This is a genomic window from Flavobacterium fructosi (genome assembly GCF_042787335.1).
Taxonomy (GTDB): Bacteria; Bacteroidota; Bacteroidia; order Flavobacteriales; family Flavobacteriaceae; genus Flavobacterium; species Flavobacterium fructosi.
Window position 1 is genome coordinate 112,620 of sequence record NZ_JBHZQA010000001.1, and the last position, 23,213, is coordinate 135,832.

At 33.1% G+C, this 23,213-nt stretch carries 10 protein-coding genes; 6 read left to right on the plus strand and 4 right to left on the minus strand.

Annotated features, from left to right (window positions below; genetic code table 11):
- Positions 1-90: 90 nt before the first annotated feature.
- From ACFX5D_RS00525 to ACFX5D_RS00540, 4 genes are read right to left on the minus strand one after another with little or no spacing between them, the layout of a single operon-like run.
- Positions 91-1,836 carry a glycoside hydrolase family 13 protein gene (locus ACFX5D_RS00525; RefSeq protein WP_379856331.1) on the minus strand — a complete coding sequence of 582 codons (1,746 nt, stop codon included), beginning with the start codon at positions 1,834-1,836 and terminating at the stop codon, positions 91-93.
- A 35-nt stretch (positions 1,837-1,871) separates the two neighbouring features.
- Positions 1,872-2,780, minus strand: a complete 909-nt coding sequence (locus ACFX5D_RS00530) for a carbohydrate kinase family protein (RefSeq protein ID WP_379856332.1) — start codon at positions 2,778-2,780, stop codon at positions 1,872-1,874.
- Entirely contained in the window at positions 2,773-4,104 is a 1,332-nt protein-coding gene (locus tag ACFX5D_RS00535) for a sugar porter family MFS transporter (protein WP_379856333.1), read from the minus strand. Before ACFX5D_RS00535 ends, ACFX5D_RS00530 begins: the two co-directional genes overlap by 8 nt.
- Positions 4,105-4,158: 54 nt before the next feature.
- The gene (locus ACFX5D_RS00540) at positions 4,159-5,745 is read right to left on the minus strand and encodes a glycoside hydrolase family 32 protein (RefSeq protein ID WP_379856334.1); all 1,587 of its coding nucleotides are present in this window, start codon (positions 5,743-5,745) and stop codon (positions 4,159-4,161) included.
- A gap of 197 nt (positions 5,746-5,942) precedes the next feature.
- On the opposite strand from ACFX5D_RS00540, the gene ACFX5D_RS00545 reads away from it, so the two are divergent.
- The 6 genes from ACFX5D_RS00545 (at position 5,943) to ACFX5D_RS00570 (ending at position 23,211) form a co-directional block, all read left to right on the plus strand.
- Positions 5,943-7,949, plus strand: coding sequence for a glycosyl hydrolase family 95 catalytic domain-containing protein (locus ACFX5D_RS00545; protein WP_379856335.1), 2,007 nt, complete (start codon positions 5,943-5,945; stop codon positions 7,947-7,949).
- Between the two features lie 48 nt (positions 7,950-7,997).
- On the plus strand, positions 7,998-10,220 hold the full coding sequence (locus ACFX5D_RS00550) for an alpha-galactosidase (RefSeq protein ID WP_379856336.1): 2,223 nt from the start codon (positions 7,998-8,000) through the stop codon (positions 10,218-10,220).
- Between the two features lie 1,702 nt (positions 10,221-11,922).
- Complete coding sequence (locus ACFX5D_RS00555) at positions 11,923-14,889, plus strand: SusC/RagA family TonB-linked outer membrane protein (RefSeq protein WP_379856337.1); 2,967 nt, start codon at positions 11,923-11,925, stop codon at positions 14,887-14,889.
- Between the two features lie 11 nt (positions 14,890-14,900).
- Positions 14,901-16,448: a RagB/SusD family nutrient uptake outer membrane protein gene (locus tag ACFX5D_RS00560; RefSeq protein ID WP_379856338.1), complete on the plus strand. Its 1,548-nt coding sequence runs from the start codon at positions 14,901-14,903 to the stop codon at positions 16,446-16,448.
- A gap of 207 nt (positions 16,449-16,655) precedes the next feature.
- Positions 16,656-19,961 carry a VCBS repeat-containing protein gene (locus ACFX5D_RS00565; protein WP_379856339.1) on the plus strand — a complete coding sequence of 1,102 codons (3,306 nt, stop codon included), beginning with the start codon at positions 16,656-16,658 and terminating at the stop codon, positions 19,959-19,961.
- Positions 19,954-23,211, plus strand: a complete 3,258-nt coding sequence (locus ACFX5D_RS00570) for a VCBS repeat-containing protein (protein ID WP_379856340.1) — start codon at positions 19,954-19,956, stop codon at positions 23,209-23,211. The genes ACFX5D_RS00565 and ACFX5D_RS00570 overlap by 8 nt, the downstream gene beginning before the upstream one ends.
- Positions 23,212-23,213: the final 2 nt, after the last annotated feature.

Sequence of the window (23,213 nt, forward strand, 5' to 3'; positions counted from 1 at the left end):
AAATCGATTTTCAAGAAACAGTTTAGCTTTAATTATTTATATCTATTGATAGTTAAATTCTTTTTTTACTATTTAAATATTGTAGGACCATTATTTTAGTTCTATTATTTGCGCCTCATAAGGTTGCAATATATTCGCTTTGATACCTTTCCTACTTTTATAATTACCTAAAATAATTTTTGACTTATGGGTTGAAAAACCAATATTATAATTTGCATCTTTATCAGAAAAATTCAATAAAACAAGAAATTTTTTACCATTTAGGTCTCTTGTGTAAGCATATATGTTTGGATTTTCCTTGTCTAATAACGTGTATTTTCCATAAACAAATGCAGGTTCCTGTTTGCGTAATTTTACCAATTTTCTAAAATAGTTTAATGTAGAATTGGGGTCTTTTTCTTGTGCCTCAGCATTTACAGTTTTGTAGTTTGGATTTACCTTCAGCCATGGTGTTCCAGTAGTAAAACCCGCATTTTGAGTTGTGTCCCATTGAAATGGTGTTCTTCCGTTTTCTCTAGAAGTTTGTTTTTGTTGTTCTAAAAAAGCTTGAAGATCTCCGCCCTTGTTTTTCAGACCAATGTATTTATTACGGGTGTCCACATCTTTATAGTCTTCAATTGAATTGAAACGGATGTTGTCCATTCCTAATTCATCTCCATAATAATAATAAGGAGTTCCTCGCATTGTCATCACAAAAGTCGAAAGCATTTTTGATGAAATTTCTCTAAATTCAGGAGTATCATTACCAAACTTGCTGACCATTCTGGGTTGATCGTGATTAGCTAGAAAAATAGAAAGCCAACCTTTGTTTTTAAAGGCTTCATCATAACGAGAAAAAATTTCTTTATATTTTACAAGGCCAAAATCTTTTAAATGTTTACCAATATCAACACTTTCAAAATGGTACGCCATGTTTAATTCTTTTCGGTCTGGATCTACAAATTGCATGGCGTCTTCAGGAGAGCTACCAGCACCTTCAGCAACGGTCATGATGTCATATTTACTAAATACTTCTCTATTCATTTCTTGTAAATATTCATGTAAGTGAGGACCTACTCCATAGTATTTTATGATGTTTTTTTCATATCCTTTTGGCAATTCTGGCCAAGTTGTGTCTTTTGAAGCAAACTGAAATGCATCCATTCTAAAACCATCAATGCCTTTGTCTAACCAAAATTTCATCATGTCATACACTTCATATCTGACTTTTGGGTTCTCCCAATTTAAATCGGGTTGTTTTTGTGAAAAATAATGAAGGTAATAGGAATTCGTTTGCCCATCATATTTCCAAGCATCACTATTCACGTCAAAAAAGCTCCAACGATAAGGTGGTTTGCCTTTTTCGGCTGGCCACCAATGGTAATAATCTCTATATTTATTATCTCTAGAACTTCTGGATTGTTTGAACCATTCATGTTCGTCGCTGCTATGATTTACCACTAAATCCATAACAAGTTTGATGCCTCGCTTGTGCATTTCTTTCAATAAAAGATCAAAATCTTCCATAGTTCCAAAATCCTTCATTATTTCACGATAATTACTAATGTCATAGCCGTTATCATCATTTGGAGACGTATAAATAGGATTAAGCCAAACAGCATCTATTCCTAGGCTTTTAACATAATCTAATTTAGATATGATTCCCTTTAAATCTCCAACTCCATCACCATCACTATCCTTGAAACTTCTAGGATATATTTGATATACAACGGCTTCTTTCCACCATTTTGGGTCATTTTTTTGAGTCATTTTCACAGACATGTTTTGTGCTATAGTATTTTCAGCTGTGAATAGTATCATAGCTGAAAATAAGAATGATTTGATAATAGGTTTCATGTTTTTTTTATTATTGATATCAGGATTATTTTTTATTATTTTTTTATCGGGTTCATAAATGTATGAATCACTTTGTCTGTTATTTTTGGGTTTGCGCCTTCGTTTTTTGCTACCAAAGCACCCATGGCACAAGCAAAATCAATTGCATTTTGGGGTTCTTCATTGCTTAATAATTTATAAAGTAATGCGGCTAAAAACGAATCGCCAGAACCTACTGTATCCATGACCTCAATTTTATAACCACTATTATAATACATTTTTTCGTTGTAATATAAAACTGCTCCATGGCTACCTTTGGTTACGCAGATGTGTTTTGTATTTGTTTGCTCTGCAATAAAAATAATGTTTTGTTCTAGTGAATGATACGGTGAATGAAGGAAAGCGCAAATTTCAAACAACTCATCGTCATTAAATTTTATGAAATCAGACTGTAACATTAATCTAATTAGTATTTTTTTTGTGTAAAAAGGAGAGCGTAAATTGACGTCAAATATTTTGTAGGTTGCATAATTTATTAACTCTAACAAGGTGTTGCAAGAAGTTACATCTCTACAAACAAGACTGCCAAAGACAAATGCATCCGCTCTTTTTACAGCATTTTCTATTTCGGGATTGCATCGTATTTTATCCCAGGCGACCGGATATTTAATGGTATAAGAAGCAGATCCTTTATCGTCTAATTTTACGAGTACTTGCCCTGTTTCTAAATGAGGATCAATTTGGATAAAAACAGGATTAATTCCATTTTTTTGAACGTAAGTTAGTAATTCCGTTCCAATTTCATCATTTCCAATTCTGCTTATTATTTCAGCGTTTATGCCAAGTGAAGAAAGTCGTAATGCTACATTCAATGGTGCGCCACCGATTTTTTTATGCGTCGGAAAAACATCAAACAATACTTCGCCAAAACAGATAACGCTTATTTCATTTTTTAGATTATTCATTTTTTAGCATTTTATGTTCTACTTCTTCAAGTGTTAATCCTTTGGTTTCTGGCATCATAAATAAAACAAAAATCAATTGCAAAACCATCATAAAGGCAAAGAAGGCAAATATTGGCCAAGGATTTTCTTTGAATAGATTAATCACTACAGGTCCTGCTAAAGTGATCAGAGCAGCAAAAATCCAATGAATTCCTGTGCCAAAGGATTGCCCGTTGGCTCTAACATTATTTGGAAATATTTCTGAAATAAAGACCCAAATTACAGCGCCTTGTCCTATAGCGTGCGATGCAATAAATAGCATTATAGAGGCCATTAAAATAATAGATCCTAGATTGTTGTAAAATGCTAAAGCGACCATAGTTAAACTGACAATATATCCAATTGACCCAATAAGCATTAGTTGCTTTCTTCCTAAAACATCGATTAGTCGCATGCCAGCAATGGTGAAAATTAGGTTTGTAGCTCCAATTAATATAGAATTCATCAGCGATTCTTTAGATCCTAAACCAGCCATTTCTAATATTTCGGGGGCGTAATATAAAATAAAATTTATTCCTGACAATTGGTTGAAAAAAGCCAATAAAAAAGCTAAGATTACAGGCAATTTGTATTTGTTTGAAAAAATGGTTTCTTTGACAGTCGAGTCAACTAAATCTTTTTTAATTTCGTGAAAATTTTCTAGTGCTTCTTCTTTATTGTAGATCATTTCAAGGACTTTTCTGCCAGCAGCATCATCTCTCTTTTTTAAAATTAACCAGCGGGGGCTATCCGGAATTTGTAATACAATAATGCTATAAATCAAAGCGGGTAAAGCTACAATACCTATCATCCATCGCCAATCATTATCGCCAGCAAAGCCTTGGAATAAATAATTAGAGAAGAAGGCAATTAGGATACCAAAAACAATATTAAATTGAAAAAGCGTTCCCAGTTTTCCCCTATTCTCAGGAGTAGAAATTTCTGAAATATAAATTGGAGCTGCTACAGATGATGCACCAACCCCTATACCACCAATAAAACGGAAAAAAGAAAATACATAGGGATTTGGCGCTAATGCCGAACCTAATGCGGAAACTAAAAACAAGATTCCAATCCAAAATAATGTTTTCTTTCTACCCCATTTATCGCAGGGAATACCTCCTAATAAAGAGCCTAATACTGTTCCCCACAATGCCATCGACATTATAAAAATACCATGAAATAACGGAGTTGTGTGCCACAGTTCTTTGATAGGTAAATTAGCTCCCGATATAACTACCGTATCAAAGCCAAATAGGAAACCTGCAACAGCGACAGTAAGGGACCAGTTTCGAACATTATTCATTTTTATTTTATTTTTTGGTTATTAATTTTGGTTTTGTATTTTTTTAAGCGGGACTTAATTTTTCCAGATTCGCCTTATTTTGCTTAGGTTTAAATTTTTTAGTTCAAGGTTTTCTCCAGATTGTAGGCTTAATTTTGTATATGGTTTTTTAGGGAAAATTTGCTCTGTAAAGCTGTAAATGCCGCCATTTATGAAAATTTCTATCGAAGACCAATCAATGATTATTTGGTAGTCCAGCGTTTTTGGAATTAAATTGGGAGTTAAATTTCTGTGGATTTCTTTAGAAAAATTCTCTTCAAAATCTACAATTCCCGAATGACGTCTATCAATCGAGAACGTTTTTTCTTTAGCGTTATAATCAAGTACCAAAGAATCATTTACTATATTAGAAAAGATCAATTTTAGGTTCTTTGCCGGTGCTGTAAATCTTATTTGGGATTGGTTTAAGTTGTCGTAATTTATAGTTGTAGGATGATTAGGCGTTAAACTCAAAGTCTCTCTGGAAAATTCAACTTTTAGTTGTTTTTTAAGTTGCGTTACAGGAGTGTTTTTCAGAACATAATCATTGTTGATTTTTTCTAAAGTAAGCTCTCTAGGAATTGTCATCGCGCTTCTCCAGTTTTTTGTTGGGGTATTTCGGGCATATTGCCAATTACTCATCCAACCAATAAAGATTCGTTTGTTATCTGGGGCATCATTATAAGTAACTCCCGCATAATTATCTGTTCCATAATCAACCCATTTAATCTTTTTTTGAGTAGTTTTAAAACTATTCCCATCAAAATCACCTATGAAATACTGTGTTGATGAGCCGCCATTAGGCCCGCCAGGATTGATGCTTATGAGTAAAATCCATTTTTCTTCATTTGAATTTTTGACTTTAATTTTAAAAATATCAGGACATTCCCAAACGCCGCCATGTGCCCCATTTTTTTTTCCAAATTCACTTTTAAGTTCCCAATTAATTAGATTTTTGGAAGTATAAAATTTAGCATGGTCTCCCGCAACTAAAACTAAATTCCAAAGCTTGGTGTCAGAGTTCCAAAAAACCTTCGGGTCTCTAAAGTCTTTCAAATCGGTATTTCCTATAATTGGGTTTCCTTTATATTTTAACCAAGTATTGCCTTCGTCTAGACTATAAGCGAGTCCTTGCGTTTGAAAATTTGTTTTTCCTGCTTTTTCGCCATCCATATTATGATAAGTAAAAATAGCAACCATAGCTGGATTCTCTTTAGTCCCCAATCCAGATGTGTTTTTTAAATCTACAACGGCACTTCCAGAAAATATAAGCCCTAGTTTATCAGGAAATAATGCAATTTTTTTTGGCGTCCAATGGATTAAATCAGTACTTGTTGCGTGACCCCAGTGCATCGGTCCCCACACGATGTCATTTGGATAATATTGGTAGAACAAATGATAAATGCCTTTGTAAAACACCATTCCATTAGGATCATTCATCCAATTTTTTTCTGGAGAAAAATGAAATTGTGGGCGAAAAATTTCCTTGTAATTTTTTGAAGGATCAATTTCTATTTTTTCGGGTGGATTTATAATAAAGGTAATATTGCTATCTTCTTTTTTACAAGAAAAAATGGATAAAACAGTTCCGAAGAAAAATAAAATAATATTTGAGAACTTCATTTAAAAAAGGATTTATTTTTATATTACCCCTATAAAAATAGAATTTTTTTTTTAGATTGTTCAATCTGGTCTAATCAAAAACGTTTTCGGTAAGTCGAAAACGTTTTCGATTTGTAATCAACCTACAATACGAGATTATTTAATATTTTAACAAATTAATTATATAAGTTTGAAAATATTATTAAAAAATTGCAATTATGATTTCAAATTTTAAAAGCTTGATATTCCTACTTTTCGTGAGTCCAATTGTTTTTGGTCAAACAAAATCAGACGAATGGCATTTGTATGCAAACTCCAGAGAAAATTATTATGGGGTTGCTATGGCGAATGGTCAAATAGGAATAGTTACAGATGATACACCTCTAAAAACAAAGGAGATAATATTAAACGGCGTATATGATGGTTCTCCTGAAAATGGTATCAGTAGAATTGTGCGAGGGATTGAATTCCTTAATCTCCATTTGTCTATAAATAATCAGGAAATAAAATCCGACAATATCGATAATTGGAGTCAGGTCGTTTCCATGAAAGAAGGAACAAGTACGACGTCATTTTCGTTTAAAGATTTTGCAAGTATTAATTACACGATTTTAGCCAATAGGGCAGTCCCTTATTCGGCGATGGCAATAGTCGAAATTACTCCTAATAAGGATATCGAAATAAATGCTAACAATTATATGACGGTTCCGGACGAATTGAAAGAGGCAAAGAGTCAGTTTCGAGTTTTGAAAGACAATCAATACTTGATGCCAGTTTTTGGAACAATTGCCAAAACATTAACAGGTAAGTATACGATCTCCGCATCCACAACTTTTCTTTTTGACGGGCAAAGCGAAGTATTAAAACAAACGGGGAATGAAGTTGGTTTTTCAAAAAAACTCGTAAAAGGTAGAAAATACAGATTTGCTATTGCGGGCGGAATTTGTACATCCAAAGATATAACTGATCCTTTGAATGAATCTGAAAGGCAACCAATATATGCCTTACAACAAGGAATCGATAATTTATTAAATAGACATAAGCAAGCTTGGGCTGAATTATGGAATACTGGGGATATTCAAATTGAAGGTGATTTAGACGCACAACAAAGGGTTCGTTTTGCGTTGTATAATTTATATTCTTTTATTCGTCCTGAAACAAGACAGAGTATCGCGCCAATGGGATTGTCTTCGCAAGGGTATAATGGTCATATTTTTTGGGATAGCGAACTTTGGATGTTTCCAACGCTTTTGGCTTTACAACCGGATATGGCAAAATCCTGCTTGGATTATCGTTCTGACCGTTTGCAAAAAGCAAAACAAAAAGCTACTATATATGGATATAAGGGAGCAATGTATCCTTGGGAATCAGATGATACAGGTGAGGAAGCTACGCCAACATGGGCATTAACCGGAATTTTTGAACAACATATTACTGCTGATGTTTCTATTGCGTTTTGGAATTATTACGCACTAACTCAAGACAAAGCATGGCTGCAAAAAGAATGGGCTGTTTTGAAAGAGACTGCTGATTTTTGGGTAAGCCGCGTTGTTAAAAATCAAGATGGAACTTATTCTATATTGAATGTTGTGGGTGCCGATGAATATGCACAACATGTAGATGATAATGCGTTTACAAATGCTTCTGCTATTGAATCTTTAAAAAATACGATTAAGGCGGCTATAATTCTAAATGAACCAATTAATCCAAAATGGGCAGCCGTTTCAGATAAATTAGTAATTCATACTGAAAATGGAATTACACAGAATTATAAAGGATATAAAGGACAAACTATAAAACAAGCCGATGTGAATTTATTGGCGTATCCTTTACATGTTATTACTGATAAAGCACAAATCGAAAAGGATTTGGAATATTATGTGGAAAAAATTGATAAAAAAGATGGCCCGGCAATGGCCTCAGGAGTTTTGTCTGTTTTATATGCCCGATTGGGTGATAAAGAAAAAGCATATAATTATTTTGTAAAATCCTATTTGCCTAATAGTCGTGCGCCATTTGGTGTGTTTTCAGAATCGGCTAATAGTAACAATCCGTATTTTGCAACAGGTGCTGGTGCAATGCTTCAAGCAGTCATTTATGGTTTTGGTGGAGTTGAACAAACGGATCACGGACTGAAATACAATAAAGGGCTTTTGCCAAAAAAATGGAAGTCTTTAAAAATTATCGGTATTGGTGTCGATAATAAAACAATTACAATAGAGTAATAAAAGATAATTTTACTGCTAAAAACAGAGGCAGGAATAAAATAAATTATGAAAGAAAAACGAATGTCTCGTCTCAATAAAAAAAATGTATCCCTTTTTAGTTTTATTTTTGTAATAATCAATTTATCGGCACAAACAGTAACAATTCCTATTGCTACTGACAATAATGTGTTATTGCTGCAAACCGATACTAGCAATAGATTAAGGACCATTTATTTTGGGAAACCCCTTGACAATGAAAGTGAATATGCGGCTGTTTCTGCGAATTATAATTATGATGAAGCCAATGCGGGTATTTACAATTCGTCCTACACGCCTGCAGGTACTTGGAATCTATCCGAACCTGCCATTCAAGTCAAACACGCAGACGGGAATCCTTCTTTGGAACTAAAATATGTAAGTCATAAAGTTGAAAAAATAGACGCTAATACGTCTCTTACAAGTATTCTTTTGAAAGATCCAATTTATCCGTTTGAGGTTACGTTGTTCTACAAAGTTTGGATAAAAGAAAATATAATAGAGCAATGGACAGAAATAATACACAAGGAGAAAAAACCGATTTTATTGCAAAAATATGCGTCTGCTAATTTATATTTTGCCGGTAAAGATTTTTACCTAACGAGTTTTCAAGGTGAATATCTAAAAGAAATGCAGCCTATTGAAACAAAGCTTTCACAAGGTATAAGAACGGTAGATTCTAAATTGGGAACAAGAGCGATGCTTTTGCAAACACCTAATTTTATGATTTCTTTTGGTAAGCCCGCTTTAGAAAATGAAGGAACTGTTATGATAGGTCAGTTGGCTTGGAGTAGCAATTTTAAACTTGATTTTGAAATCGACTCTAATAAAAATCTTCGGCTAATTGCAGGAATCAATCCGTTTGCTTCGGAATATTCACTGGCTCCAAACGAAATCTTCAAAACACCTTCTTTAATATATGCTTTATCAAATCATGGTACAGGCGAAGCCAGCAGAAATTTGCACGATTGGGCTAGAAAATACAGGCTTCTTGATGGTCAAGGTGAACGACTTACTTTGTTGAACAATTGGGAAGCTACTTTTTTTGATTTTGATGAAAACAAGATAAAAGGATTATTCAAAGACGCAAAAGATTTGGGTGTTGATATGTTCTTGTTGGACGATGGTTGGTTTGGTAATAAATACCCAAGAAATAATGATGATGCAGGACTAGGTGATTGGCAAGAAAATAAAAAGAAACTACCAAGTGGCTTGGGTTATTTGGTAAAAGAAGCTAAAAAAGAAGGTGTAAAATTTGGTATTTGGATAGAGCCTGAAATGGTAAACCCAAAAAGTGAGTTGTACGAAAAACACCTTGATTGGGTTATAAAACAACCGGAAAGACCTGAAATTTATTATAGAAATCAACTGGTATTGGATTTGTCGAATCCGGAAGTGCAAGATTTTGTGTTTGGAATTGTGGATAATCTATTTGTAAAAAATCCGGAATTGGCGTTTATAAAATGGGATTGTAATGCGGTTATTTATAATGCATATTCCGTTTATCTTAACAAAAAAGGAATATCGCAATCTAATTTGTATGTAGATTATACTAAAGGATTGTATAAAGTACTTCAACGAATTCGTGCGAAATATCCAGAAGTTCCAATGATGCTGTGTTCTGGAGGTGGTGGTCGTGGTGATTATGAATTACTTAAATATTTTACAGAATTTTGGCCAACTGATGATACCGAACCTTTGGAGAGAATTTTTGTCCAATGGGATTACTCTTATTTCTTCCCGTCTATTGCTACTGACAACCATGTTACTGACTGGGGGAAACAACCATTGAAATTTAGAGTTGATGTGGCGAGTATGGGTAAACTAGGTTTTGATATTGTTGCAAGCAAATTAAATGCGGATGACAAATTATTCTGCAAACAAGCCATAACAAATTACAATTCATTTAAAGAGATAGTGTGGCATGGCGATATGTTTCGTTTGGTCAATCCTCATGAAAATGATATTGCAGCATTGATGTACGTGAATCTAGATAAAACCAAAGCAATCGTTTTTAATTACTTAGCGAATAATAGATTTAATATAACTGCAACGAAGCGACCAGTTGTGTTAAATGGATTAAATCCAAAGAAAAAATATACCGTAAAAGAAATTAATTTGTATCCAGGTGTTACTTCATCAATTGCTTCTGACAAAGTTTACACGGGTGATTTCTTGATGAAGGTAGGAATTAATCCTAATGTTACTTTGAAAAGAACGAGTGTATTACTTGAGATAAGTGAAGTCCAATAAGTATTTAGGTTAAATAAACACTATTCTAAAAGTATAAGTTTTGAAATATTGGGTTTGACTTTTTAATTAAAGTCGAACCCTTTTTTGTTGTTTAATATTTTTTCATTCGACGAAGGAAGAAACTTCCCCATTACTTATTAGTGATTGATTCCTTACTTTTTAACGTATTTTCTGAATCATGCGAATCAAGGGCTGAAAAGCGATTACTAATAATAAAAATAAGAAGAAATATCTTTTAAATTATTTGTTTCAAAGTCTGAAACTAGTATATTTAAAATGTATTCGTAGCACTTTTAAACATGTGATTATTCAGACTAAAGCCATAAAAATAAGTGCAAATTTATTCAACAATTTGCGAACAGTTTGAAAAATATTTAAAATATACATGTCAGCGATTCAGCAATAACGACAATCAAGATTTAACAGATCAAGAAATTATGACAATTTGCTTATTTGCATTAGAAGAGGAACAGCGAATTACCGTAAAGCAAATTCATCGATTCGCTAGCGAATATTTGCATTCGTGGTTTCCAAAACTCGACCTTACTCTGCGTTTTCTAGCCGCTTGAACCGTTTGTCAGAAACTTTCAAGGAGTTAGTAATTAGCTTGATTTTAAAAGTAGAATGTCAACAAATTAGAAATAGAGATAAAGGTTCAAACGACTTGTATTCAATAGCAGTGTCTAGAGTTAGACAGCCTATAGAATCTCTTTTTAATTGGTTGATTGAAAAAACAAATATTCAAAGCGCATGTAAAGTTAGATCCACTAAAGGATTATTAAAACAACTTTTTGGCAAGATTGCAGCTGCCTTTATAAACTTAATTTTTTAACCCTTGATTCGCATTACTATTATAAAAGTATAAGTTTAAAATAAAGGTTTGACTTTTTAATTAAAGTTAAGCCCCTTTTTGGCATTATATATTTTTTTATTTAGCGCAGAAAGAATTTTTCCATTATTAATTTAATTATTACTGACTCCCTACTATAAATATATTTTCTGAATCAGTAAATAATAAAAATTCTTCTTTAGTATTAGAACGGATGCAATACTGCAAACGTCTATTTATTGTTTGGTGGTATAGAGAAAATCGATCTTGTATTGGTAATAAGGGAGTTTTTTTTAAAAAAAGAACTTCTTTTCGAATTAGGTAGTGAAGAAATTACAGTGATATACTCGTGTAAAACAATATATACTGCCACGATTGTACTTTTTTGTCTGATGGAGAGGATTGATATAGGTGGATTATTGGCTTAATACTCCAAAAGTTTGGAATTATAACTTTTTTGTATTGAAATGTTTTTCAAGGCTTATTCTCAGTTATTTGATAAACAATTAGATTGTAAAGTAATTTTGATAATTTAGAATTATTATTGTATGTTTACTGATATGGTCTTTAAATTGAATATTCTGCAATGGTTTTTGTCATATCTTATTTTTTTTAATAAATATTCAAATATTGCATTGTGATATGTAGTGCGGAAATGAAGAATAAATATTTTTTATTGATATTTTTTATGTTATTTATAACTTTAGTATTAATATGTTGAGGTATTTGTTTTTAAAATCGAAAACGTTTTCGACATAACGAAAACGTTATAGTTAATAATATTCATAAAATTGTCATAAATTTATAACTAAGTTTGGCTCAATATTAAAACAAACCAATTAAACAATTTATTAACCAACTTATTTATTACGTATGAAAAATAGTCTATTAAAAGGCTTGATGGTGTTTCTAACGATGCTTTGTACAAGTTTGACATATTCTCAAGATGTGTCTGGTACAGTATCTGATTCTAGCGGTCCGCTTCCAGGGGCTTCTATATTAGTTAAAGGAACAACAAACGGAGCACAAACAGATCTCGATGGAAAATTTACTATCAGGAACGTTGGGTCAAACGCAGTCTTGGTTTTCAGTTACATTGGTCTTAAAGCTCAGGAAGTAAGTGTAGCAGGAAAAAGCTCAGTGAAAGTAACTTTAAAAGAAGACTCAGCTGAATTAAAAGAAGTAGTAGTTATTGGCTACGGTTCTGTTAAAAAGAAAGATGCAACTGGTGCAGTTGATCAATTAAGTTCAAAGAAATTTGATAATGTTGCTGCTACTAACCCAGCTGAACTTTTGAGAGGTAAAGTTGCAGGTGTTCAAATTACTTCTTCAAGTGGAGAGCCAGGTGCTGCAAATTCAATAAGAATTCGTGGTAATGGTACTTTACGTGGGGGTAACGGACCGCTTATTGTTGTTGATGGGGTGCCTTTAGCCGGAGGTGACGTATCTGCAGGTGGTGCTAATATGAATTTAGGTTCTATGAGCGCCAAAGATCCATTGAGCTTCATTAATCAAAATGATATTGAAAGTATGTCAATTTTGAAAGATGCTTCTTCGACGGCGATTTATGGAGCTAGAGGGGCTAATGGGGTAATTATTATTACAACTAAGAAAGGAAAGTCTAAAGTGCCAGAATTAACTTATTCTACTTCTTACACGACTTCTTCTTATGCTTCAAAATTCGATGTTTTATCTACTGATGAATTTATTGCGGCAACTCCAGGTCAGACAGCAAATCATTTTGGTGGAGCATTCGATTGGAAAAAACAAGTATTACAAACAGGTAGTACTGTAAATCATGATTTGTCTTTCTCAAGTGGAACAGACAATTCTAATACTAGAGTTTCTTTGGGTATGGCTAATACGGATGGTATTGTAAGAAATACTGGGTTAGATAAAATTACTGCAAGTTTTTACAACTCAAATGATTTCTTTGATGGTAAAGTGAAATTAGAAACTCGTATAGCTTATTCTAATATCAAAGATCGTAGAGGTTTGATTACGAATGACACAGGATATATTGGTAACTTATTAAGTGCTGCATTGTATTGGAACCCAACGCGTTCAGTTTATGACCCAGCACAGCCGGGCGGTTACACAAGAGTAAGTGGTGATTATCTTAATCCTGTTCATTTGATGAATTCGTTCTCTAATAATGGTGATTTGTCTAAATTATTAGGTAGTCTAACCACTACTGTTAAATTAACTAATAGTTTGAAATACAACATGGTTGTTGGTATTGAAACGTCTAATTCTTCTGTAAAGCAACAAGCTTCCCCAGATTTAAATATTCAAGATTTTGCAACGGCTACTAATCCTGCGGATTTGAAAACGTACAGAGGACAAGCGACAGTTTCTAATGATCAAAGAGTAAACAAAACTATTGAACACAATTTAACATTCACAAAAGATATTACAAAAGATATTAACTTGAATGCAATTGTTGGATATTCCTATTATAACTATGCGTCCAATGGTACTTACGTATCTGCAAAAGGTTTTGCTGCTACACAAAGTAATTTATTAGAAAATATGGAAGGTGGAATCCCAACAGAAACAAGAACTGGTTCTTACAAAGGATTAGTTGAAATGCAATCTGTTTTTGCCAGAGCATCATTAGCATTCTATAATAAATTGAATCTAGATTTAACGGTAAGACGTGATGGTTCTTCTAAAACAGCAGCTGGTAATAAATACGGAAATTTCCCTTCTTTAGGTTTGGCTTACAAACTAGTTGATGGAAAAGACGGGTTAGTTAACGAGTTGAAATTAAGAGGGAATATTGGTAAAACAGGTAATACTGAATTCCCAAGAAACTCTTCTGTAGGTATAATTGAATACAATGGTCCGAATCAATTTAATGTTGTAAACAATTCGAATTCTCAATTAACTTGGGAGACTACAACTTCTTATGGAGTAGGGACAGACTTTGCTTTACTTAATAATAAGTTAACAGGATCTGTTGATTATTTTAACAAAAACACTACTGACTTAATTGTTGGTATCCCTTCAACTTCAGGACAACCATCTCCTCAAGGTATAAAATATGCTAATTTACCGGCCAACTTAATAAACAAAGGAGTTGAGGTTTCATTATCTTACAAAGTAATTGATACAGATGATTTAACTTGGGACATTTCTGGTAACGTGGCATTTTTGTCAAATACTATTAAAAATTTGGGTGAGGCAAACGTGTACAACGTTGGGGCTATTCACGGGCAAGGTCTGAGTGATGCTTATGTTCAAAGAATTCAAGATGGATATCCGTTGTATACCTATTATCTTCCAACATTTACAGGATATGATGCAAATGGGGTTTCTCAATATGCAGATGGAGGCGCTGTAAAATTGTTAGATAAACAGCCGTTACCTAAAATGACTGCAGGCTTCTCAACAAGTTTGGCCTATAAAGGTTTTGATTTCTCAACATCATTATATGGAAATTTCGGAAATTATTTATTTAACAATACTAATGTCGCTCTTTTCTACCAAAATCAATTGGGAGGTAAAAACGTGACTCCAGAAGTTGCAAATTCAGTTCAATCAAAATCTGATGCTAATACACCATCTACTAAATACCTTGAAAAAGGAGACTTTATTAGAATGGGTAATTTAACCTTCGGTTATACTGTTAAAGGAGATGTTTTAGAGCGTTTTAAAGTAAAATCAGCTCGTTTTTATGTAAACGGTTCTAATTTATTTGTAATTACTAAATATTCAGGTTTTGATCCGGAAGTTGATACTAATAAATCTTTAAATGGTATCCCTTCAGCAGGTATAGATTATTTGTCTTATCCAAAAGCTAGAACTTTTTCAGTAGGTCTTAACGTAACATTTTAATTAGAGTAAAAATGAAAAAAAATAATTTTATAAAGTACGGTATCTTTGCAGGAGCGTTAGTTCTTGGAGTTAGTTGTACTAATTTAGATGAAAAAATCCTTGATGCAACTGAAACTTCAAAGGCAGATCCTGATGCAGTTTTGACTTCAGCTTACAATGGATTACGTCAATTTGAGGGCCAAGACGGAATATTTGCCGTGCAAGAGGTTTCTACAGATTTCGTTATTGTACCAACACGTGCAGGTGACTGGGGTGATGGTGGTGCTTGGCTGCAAGATCATTTTCACACATGGGATTCAAACAGTAGAGAAATTAATACTGCTTGGAGACAAATGCTATCAAGTGTTTATAATTGTGATTTGGCATTAGGGATACAAGGAATTCCAGCTAGTAAGAAGGCACAAGCTCAATTTTTGAAAGCCTATTACTACTACAATGCAATTGATATGTTTGGTCAAGTGCCTTACAGAGAAGCAGGTAGTTCTCCAGACGATTTTCCTAAAGTTTGGACTTCTCCTGAAGCGACAGTTAAAATTATTGCACTGCTTGAAGAAGCATTGCCTAATTTGCCTTCAAAAGATACTTCTGATCCTTCAATTGCAAGTAAAGATGCAGCAAACTTTTTGTTAGCTAAAATTTATTTGAATAAAGCGGTATTTGATTCTCCAAGTCATACCGGATTTAATGCGAACAATGTGGCTAATATGAATAAAGTAGTTCAATACGTTGATGCTATTTCTAGCGCTACTACTTTAGCTTCGGATTACTGGGATAACTTTAAACCAGCAAATCATACTAGTCCGGAGTTAATTTTTACTGCCAAAAATATTAATGGTGTGGATATGGGTGGTATAAGAACAAGGTGGTATATGGGAAACCATTACAATCAAGTTCCAAGTGGTTGGAACGGATTTTCTGTACTGCAAGAGTATTACGACAAATTTGATCCGTCAGATAGACGTATTAAAAATAGTGATCCGGCTATTATTACTGCTTTCGGTAGTCCTCTAGGATTGCGTAAAGGACAGCAATATGACAAAGGAGGAGTTACTCCTCTAACAACAAGAGCTCAAAATGGTTCATTACCTTTAGATTTTCAAAGTGATTTGGCAAATTTGCCAGCAGATGGTAAAATCATTTCTCAAAGCTGGTTAGAAAGATGGGGTATTCGTCCACAAAAATACATTCCAGATGTGTCTAATATGGATAAACCGGAAAATGACTATGTGTTATTCCGTTACGCGGATGCTTTATTGATGAAAGCGGAGGCTATAACAAGAGGTGGTTCAAGCACAAGTACTGTTGTTTCTATTGCTGCTCAATTACAAGCTCGTCAAGGAATTACCACTATAATTAATTTGTCGACTTTGGCTAACATTGATAAAGCTAGGGCTACAGAATTGTGGGAAGAAGGTTGGAGAAGAAATGATATGATTCGTTTTGGAACTTATACTACTGCTAGAGCTACAATGAAGAATACTGATGCGTATAGAGTATTGTTACCCGTACCAACGACAGCTTTGTTGAATCCTAATATTAAACAAAATCCTGGATACTAAAAGTATTGTTTACTGTTAATTATATTTGGAGTTAGTTATTAAGAGGGTGATTTATTGCCCTCTTAATTTTTTTTATAATTGAGAGCTTCCTATGAAGCTCTTTTTTTGTTTTATTTTATACTATTTTTGGCTCTTTTTAATTTTTTTATAAACTGAAAAAAACATAAATTGCGACCTTATATTTATTTAAATTAATTCATTTTTAAGATGTTGAAGTGTATTGCGAGTTTTTTTCTATCTATAATTTTTATAAGTTGTTCTAAAGGAAATTCGGATTCCTTGTTTACTAAATTAGATGCTTCTGAAACGGGTATCAGTTTTAAGAATGAGGTGAAAAACGGTAAGAATATGAATATCTTCAAATATCGTAATTTCTATAACGGTGGCGGTGTAGCAATTGGTGATATCAATAATGATGGTTTGGCGGATGTCTTTTTTACTTCTAATCAAGGCACAAATAAGTTGTATTTGAATAAAGGCAATTTTAAATTTGAAGATATTTCAACAAAATCAGGGATTGAAGGTAAAAAAGCGTGGTCTACAGGTGTGGTGATGGTGGATGTCAACGGTGATGGTTTGCTAGATATTTATGTTTGTGATGCAGGAAGTAATATTGATGCTATAAGAAAAAGTCAGTTGTATATAAATAACGGGAATACTACTTTCACAGAAAAAGCGGCTGAATACAATCTTGCGAATACTGGAATTACAACCCATGCTGCCTTTTTTGACTATGACAAGGATGGGGATTTAGATTGTTATATTTTGAATAACAGCTTTATTCCGGTGGGGACCTTAAATTATTCTAATAAAAGAGAATTAAGAGATAAAGACTGGGATGTTGCTGAAATCCTTAAGGGTGGTGGTGATAAATTGATGCGTAATGACAATGGAAAATTTGTTGATGTTAGCGAATCAGCGGGTATTTTTAGTAGTTTGATTGGTTTTGGTTTAGGAGTAACTGTGGGGGATGTTAACGGTGATTTATATCCAGACATTTATATCTCAAATGATTTTTATGAAAGAGATTATTTATACATCAATAATAAAAACGGAACATTTACCGAACAAATTCAAGGTTGGGCAACTCATATAAGTCAATCTTCTATGGGGGCGGATTTAGCGGATGTTAATAATGATGGTAAATCTGATGTTTTTACAACTGATATGTTGCCAGAAGGAGATGCGCGTTTAAAAACAACAACTAGTTTTGATAACTACGATTTATTGACTAGAAAATTGAATTTAGATTTCTTTAATCAATATATGTCCAATACTTTACAGATTAATGACGGCAATAATAAATTTATTGAAGTAGCTAATTATGCAGGCGTGGCTAAAACGGATTGGAGTTGGGGAGCCTTGTTGTTTGACATGGATAATGATGGGTATAAAGATATTTATGTTTGTAATGGGATTTATCATGACTTGACGAATCAAGATTTTATGGACTTTTTTGCAAATGAATTTTTGCAGAAAATGGTAGTTACTGGTAAAAAAGAAGATATTGAAACCATTATAGCCAAGATGCCAAGCACGCCTATCTCAAATTACGCTTATAAAAATAATCATAATCTGACTTTTACAAATAATGCGATAAATTGGGGTTTGGATATGCCAAGTTTCTCTAATGGTGCGGCTTATGGTGATTTAGATAATGATGGTGATTTAGATTTAGTAGTTAATAATGTAAATATGGAATCCTTTGTTTACAGAAATAATTCAGAGAAAAACAAAGCAAATCATTTTGTAAAGGTAAAATTGAAAGGAGATAATCAAAATAAATTTGCTGTCGGGAGTGTAGTTGAATTATATTCAGGTAAGGAAATTATAAGACAAGAGTTAATTCCTTCAAGAGGTTTTCAATCTTCTATTGATTATGTAATGACGTTTGGTATTGGAACTAAAAAAATAGATTCATTACAGGTAATTTGGCCAAATGGAAAATCGCAAACGATAAAAAAAGTAATTCTCAATTCAACTATCAATTTATCAATTGGTGATGCTAAAAAAGAGTATGTCTTTAAAAAAACACAGCCAAAAGCTTTGTTTAAAGAGGTGAAATCAACCTTCATTACTCATAAAGAAAATGACTATATCGATTTTGATTATGAAGGATTAATCTCTAAAATGCTCTCACAAGAAGGACCTTCACTTGCCGTAGGAGATATTAATGGTGATGGGAATGATGATGTGTTTATTGGAGGTGCCAAAGGACAAGCAGGAAAAATTTATATGAACAAAGGAAACAATAGTTTTGGCGTCACAGTTCAAAAAGATTTGGATGTAGATGCTGATTTTGAAGATACAGCCGCTAGCTTCTTTGATGCGGATAATGATGGGCACCTTGATTTATTTGTAGGTTCAGGAGGAAATGAGAAATCGGATCAAGCTAATTATAAAAACCGTTTGTATTTGAATAATGGCAAAGGGATTTTTATAAAAAGCAAAACTACCATTCCAACAACTAATAATAATGTATCGGTTATTGCACCATGTGATTTTGATAATGATGGGGATGTAGATGTTTTTGTGGGGAGTAGAAGTGTTCCAGGAGTCTATGGTATTGACCCAAAACATTTATTATTAGAAAATGATGGCAAAGGAAATTTTACAAATATTATCGATAAAAAAGCCTTTAAACTTAACTCGACTGGAATGATTACTGATGCGGTTTGGGAAGACATTGATAATGATTCTAAGAAAGATTTGATTGTAGTAGGCGATTGGATGGCTCCACAAATCTTTAAAAATACAGGAAGACGTTTGGCTATTTTTAAATCAAATTTGACTGGTTATTCAGGTTTTTGGAATTCGATAAATTGTGTGGATTTGAATAATGACGGTAAAAAAGATTTTATTTTTGGGAATAAAGGAACTAATACAACTTATAAAGCTTCTGCTAAAAATCCTATGAAATTATTTGTCAATGATTTTGACAGTAATGGAACTATTGAACAAATTACTACTCGTACTATTGGAGGTAAAGATATGCCAATTCATTTAAAACAAGAATTGGCAAAACAAATTCCAGCTATTAAAAAGAAAAATTTAAGTTATGCTGATTATGCGAACAAATCAGTTCAAGAAATATTTGCTCAAGATGTAGTCGGCAATTCTTTACAAAAAAAGGCTGTGATTCAGGAAAGTGTCGTGGCTATTAATAAGGGTAATGGTCAGTTTGAAATAAAAATATTACCAAAAGAAGTGCAGTTTTCATCCGTAAATACGACTTGTGTGGTGGATGTTAATGAGGATGGAATTTTAGACCTCATACTTGGGGGAAATCAATATGAATTCAAACCGCAATTTGGGCGATTGGATGCCAATCATGGAAGTGTTTTGTTAGGGAGCAAAAAAGGTAATTTTACTTGGCTTCCTTATGCTAATTCTGGTTTCTTTTTAACTGGAGAAGTGCAAAAAATTAAAACAGTTAAAAGCAAAAATAATACGATAGCTATTTTAGCAGTACTCAATAATAATACTCCAAAACTATTTATAAGTAATGAATAATTTTTTTAAAATAGGTCTAGCGTCATTGCTATTTATAAGTTGTTCAAAGAATGAAAATCTATTATTTGAAAAACTATCGCCCGAAGAAAGTAATGTAAAGTTTAACAATCAATTAGATCAATCAAAGAATATTTCGATTTTAGATTATCTCTATTATTATAATGGAGGCGGAGTCGCTCTGGGTGATATTAATAATGATGGTTTAGTAGATATTTATTTCACGTCCAATCAAGGAAAAAACAAGTTATATCTCAATAAGGGCGGCAATAAATTTGAGGACATTTCTGTAAAAGCTGGCATAGAGGGGGGAAGTGATTGGAAAACGGGTTCTATTATGGTCGATGTTAATGGCGATGGGTATTTAGATATCTATGTTTGTGCAGTGGTAGGAATCAATGGATTTGAAGGTCATAATGAATTATTTATTAATAATAAAAATAATACCTTTACTGAAAGTGCTTCAGAATACGGATTAGATCTTGATAATTACAGTTCTTCGGCAGCGTTTTTTGATTACGACGGCGATGGTGATTTAGACATGTATTTGTTAAATCATGCGATTCATTCGGAAGCTTCTTATGGTAAAGCCGATATTCGAAATAAAAGAAATTATGAAAGTGGAGATAAACTATTTAGAAATGATGATGACAAATTTGTTGATGTAAGCGCGCAAGCGGGAATTTTTGGCGGTGCTAATGGCTATGGTTTAGGAATAGCGGTTTCTGATTTTAATTTGGATGGCAATCTAGACATTTATGTTTGTAACGATTTTCATGAAGATGATTATTACTACTTAAATAATGGGGATGGGACATTTACAGAAAGTATGAAGAATTACTTTGGTCATATTAGTAGATTTTCGATGGGAGTAGATGTCGCTGATATCAATCACGATGGTTTTCCGGACATAATGACATTGGATATGTTGCCTGAGGATGAAAAAGTTTTAAAATCTTCATCAGGTGACGATAATCCTCAAATGTTGAAGGTTAGAACAGAAAAATTAGGGTATCATTATCAATATACCAGAAATATGTTGCAAATTAATCAGGGAGGGAAACATTTTACAGAAACAGCTTTGTTGAGTGGGGTAGCGGCAACAGATTGGAGTTGGAGCTCCTTATTTGCGGATTATGATCAAGATGGAGAACAAGATATTTTTATTTGTAATGGAATTCCGAAACGGCCAAATGATTTGGATTACATAAAGTATTTTTCAAATGACCATGTAAAAACCAAACTTAATACAACTAAATTATTGGATAAACAGGCGCTAAAGAAAATGCCTAAAGGCAATGTAACCAATTATGTGTTTCAAGGAGCTAAAGATTTACAATTTAAAAACAAATCTAATGAATGGATAGAAAATGATTCCATTATTTCAAATGGTGGTGCTTATGCAGATTTAGATAATGATGGTGATTTGGATGTTGTGACCAATAATTTGAATAGTGTGGCTTCTATTTATATTAACAGGACTAATAATAAAGCCAATTATTTAAAATTAAAATTACGTTTTGGAGGAAAGAATACTTTCGGGATAGGAAGTAAAGTAATTTCGTATGTAAAAGGCAAAAAACAATTTAAAGAAATTCAAACTACTCGTGGTTTTCAATCCAGTTCAGAACCCATAATTCATTTTGGTTACGGAAAAATAAAGCAAGTAGATTCTATTCAGGTGATTTGGCCAGATAAAACGGTCCAAACCCTGAAAAATGTAAAAACGAATCAGACGCTTACAATCCAACCTAATCCTGGGCGTAAAGTATTTAATTATGCAAAATTACATCCAGCTATTTTGCCTATTTTTAAAAAAACAGAAACCAATTTAGGAATCGATTTTACACATCAAGAAAACGACTTTGTTGATTTTACAGCTCAAAAATTAATGCCCTATCAACGTTCTGATCGTGGACCGGCAACTGTTGTTGGAGACTTGAATAATGATGGTAAAGAAGATGTTTTCTTTGGAGGTTCACAAGGAAAGTTAGCCGCAATTTACCTTCAAAAGGGAAAAGGATTTTCAAAAAAAGCATTCAATTCAATTTACTTAGATTCCATTTATGAAGATGCCTCGGCGGTGATTGGTGATTTCAATGGTGATAAGCAAAATGATTTAGTAGTTGCTTCTGGAAGTGGACAATATGCTGCGGACCTGATTCATCGATTGTATTTAGGAAATGCACTAATTAAAAGTGCTTTTCCAGATACAAAGGCAATGAATGCTTCTGTCATTAAAACAATTGATTATGATAAGGACGGCGATTTGGATTTGTTTATCGGAAATAATTCTAAGTATAATAGTTTTGGGCTAATGCCAGATTGTTATTTGTTAAATAATAATAAAGGTGTGTTTTCAATAGTTCAAAGTAAAATTTTTGCGGGAATCGGAATGGTTACAGATGCGGTGGTTACGGATTTTAATAATGATGGAAACCTAGATTTGATTGTAGTGGGTGAATGGATGAAACCTAAATTTTTTGCCAATATAAAAGGAAGTTTTAAAGAGGTTACAGAAAGTCTTTTACCAGGAAATCAGAATGGGTTATGGCAGTCTATTTGTGCATTTGATATCGACCATGATGGAGATCAAGATTATTTAGTGGGCAATTGGGGAATGAATTCAAAATTCAAAGCCTCTACGGAATTTCCTATGAAAATGTATTACGATGATTTTGATACCAACGACACTTTTGAAACAATTGTTGCGATCGAAAAAAACGGAAAATACTACACTACATTGGGGTTAGATGAATTAGCAGAAGAATTCAGTGGAATGTTGAAAAAGAAATTTAACACCTATAAATCCTTTGCTGGAAAAACACTGGAGGAAGTTTTTGATCCCAAAATGTTAGACAAAGCAAAATTGTATGAAGTCCATAATTTAAAATCAGGATATTTAAGAAATGACAAGGGTAAATTCACTTTTGTTCCATTTTCCAATAAAATGCAAGTTAGCCCAATTACAAGTTTTGCAAAAGCTGATTTTGATGGTGATGGGCAAGACGAAGTTTTTGCTGCGGGAAATTATTTTGGGGTGACTCCATATCATAGCCGATTTGATGGCTTTTCTGGAGCGTTAATTAAAAATCAAAAAACAATTTATTTAGGGAATCAATTAGGAATTGATTTGACGCAAAAAGCAGTGCGTCACTTGGATATTATTCCGTTTAATGGGAAAAAATATTTATTGGTAACCATAAATAATAAAAAAGCGGAAGTCTATGAACTGCCGATGAATAAGAATTAAAA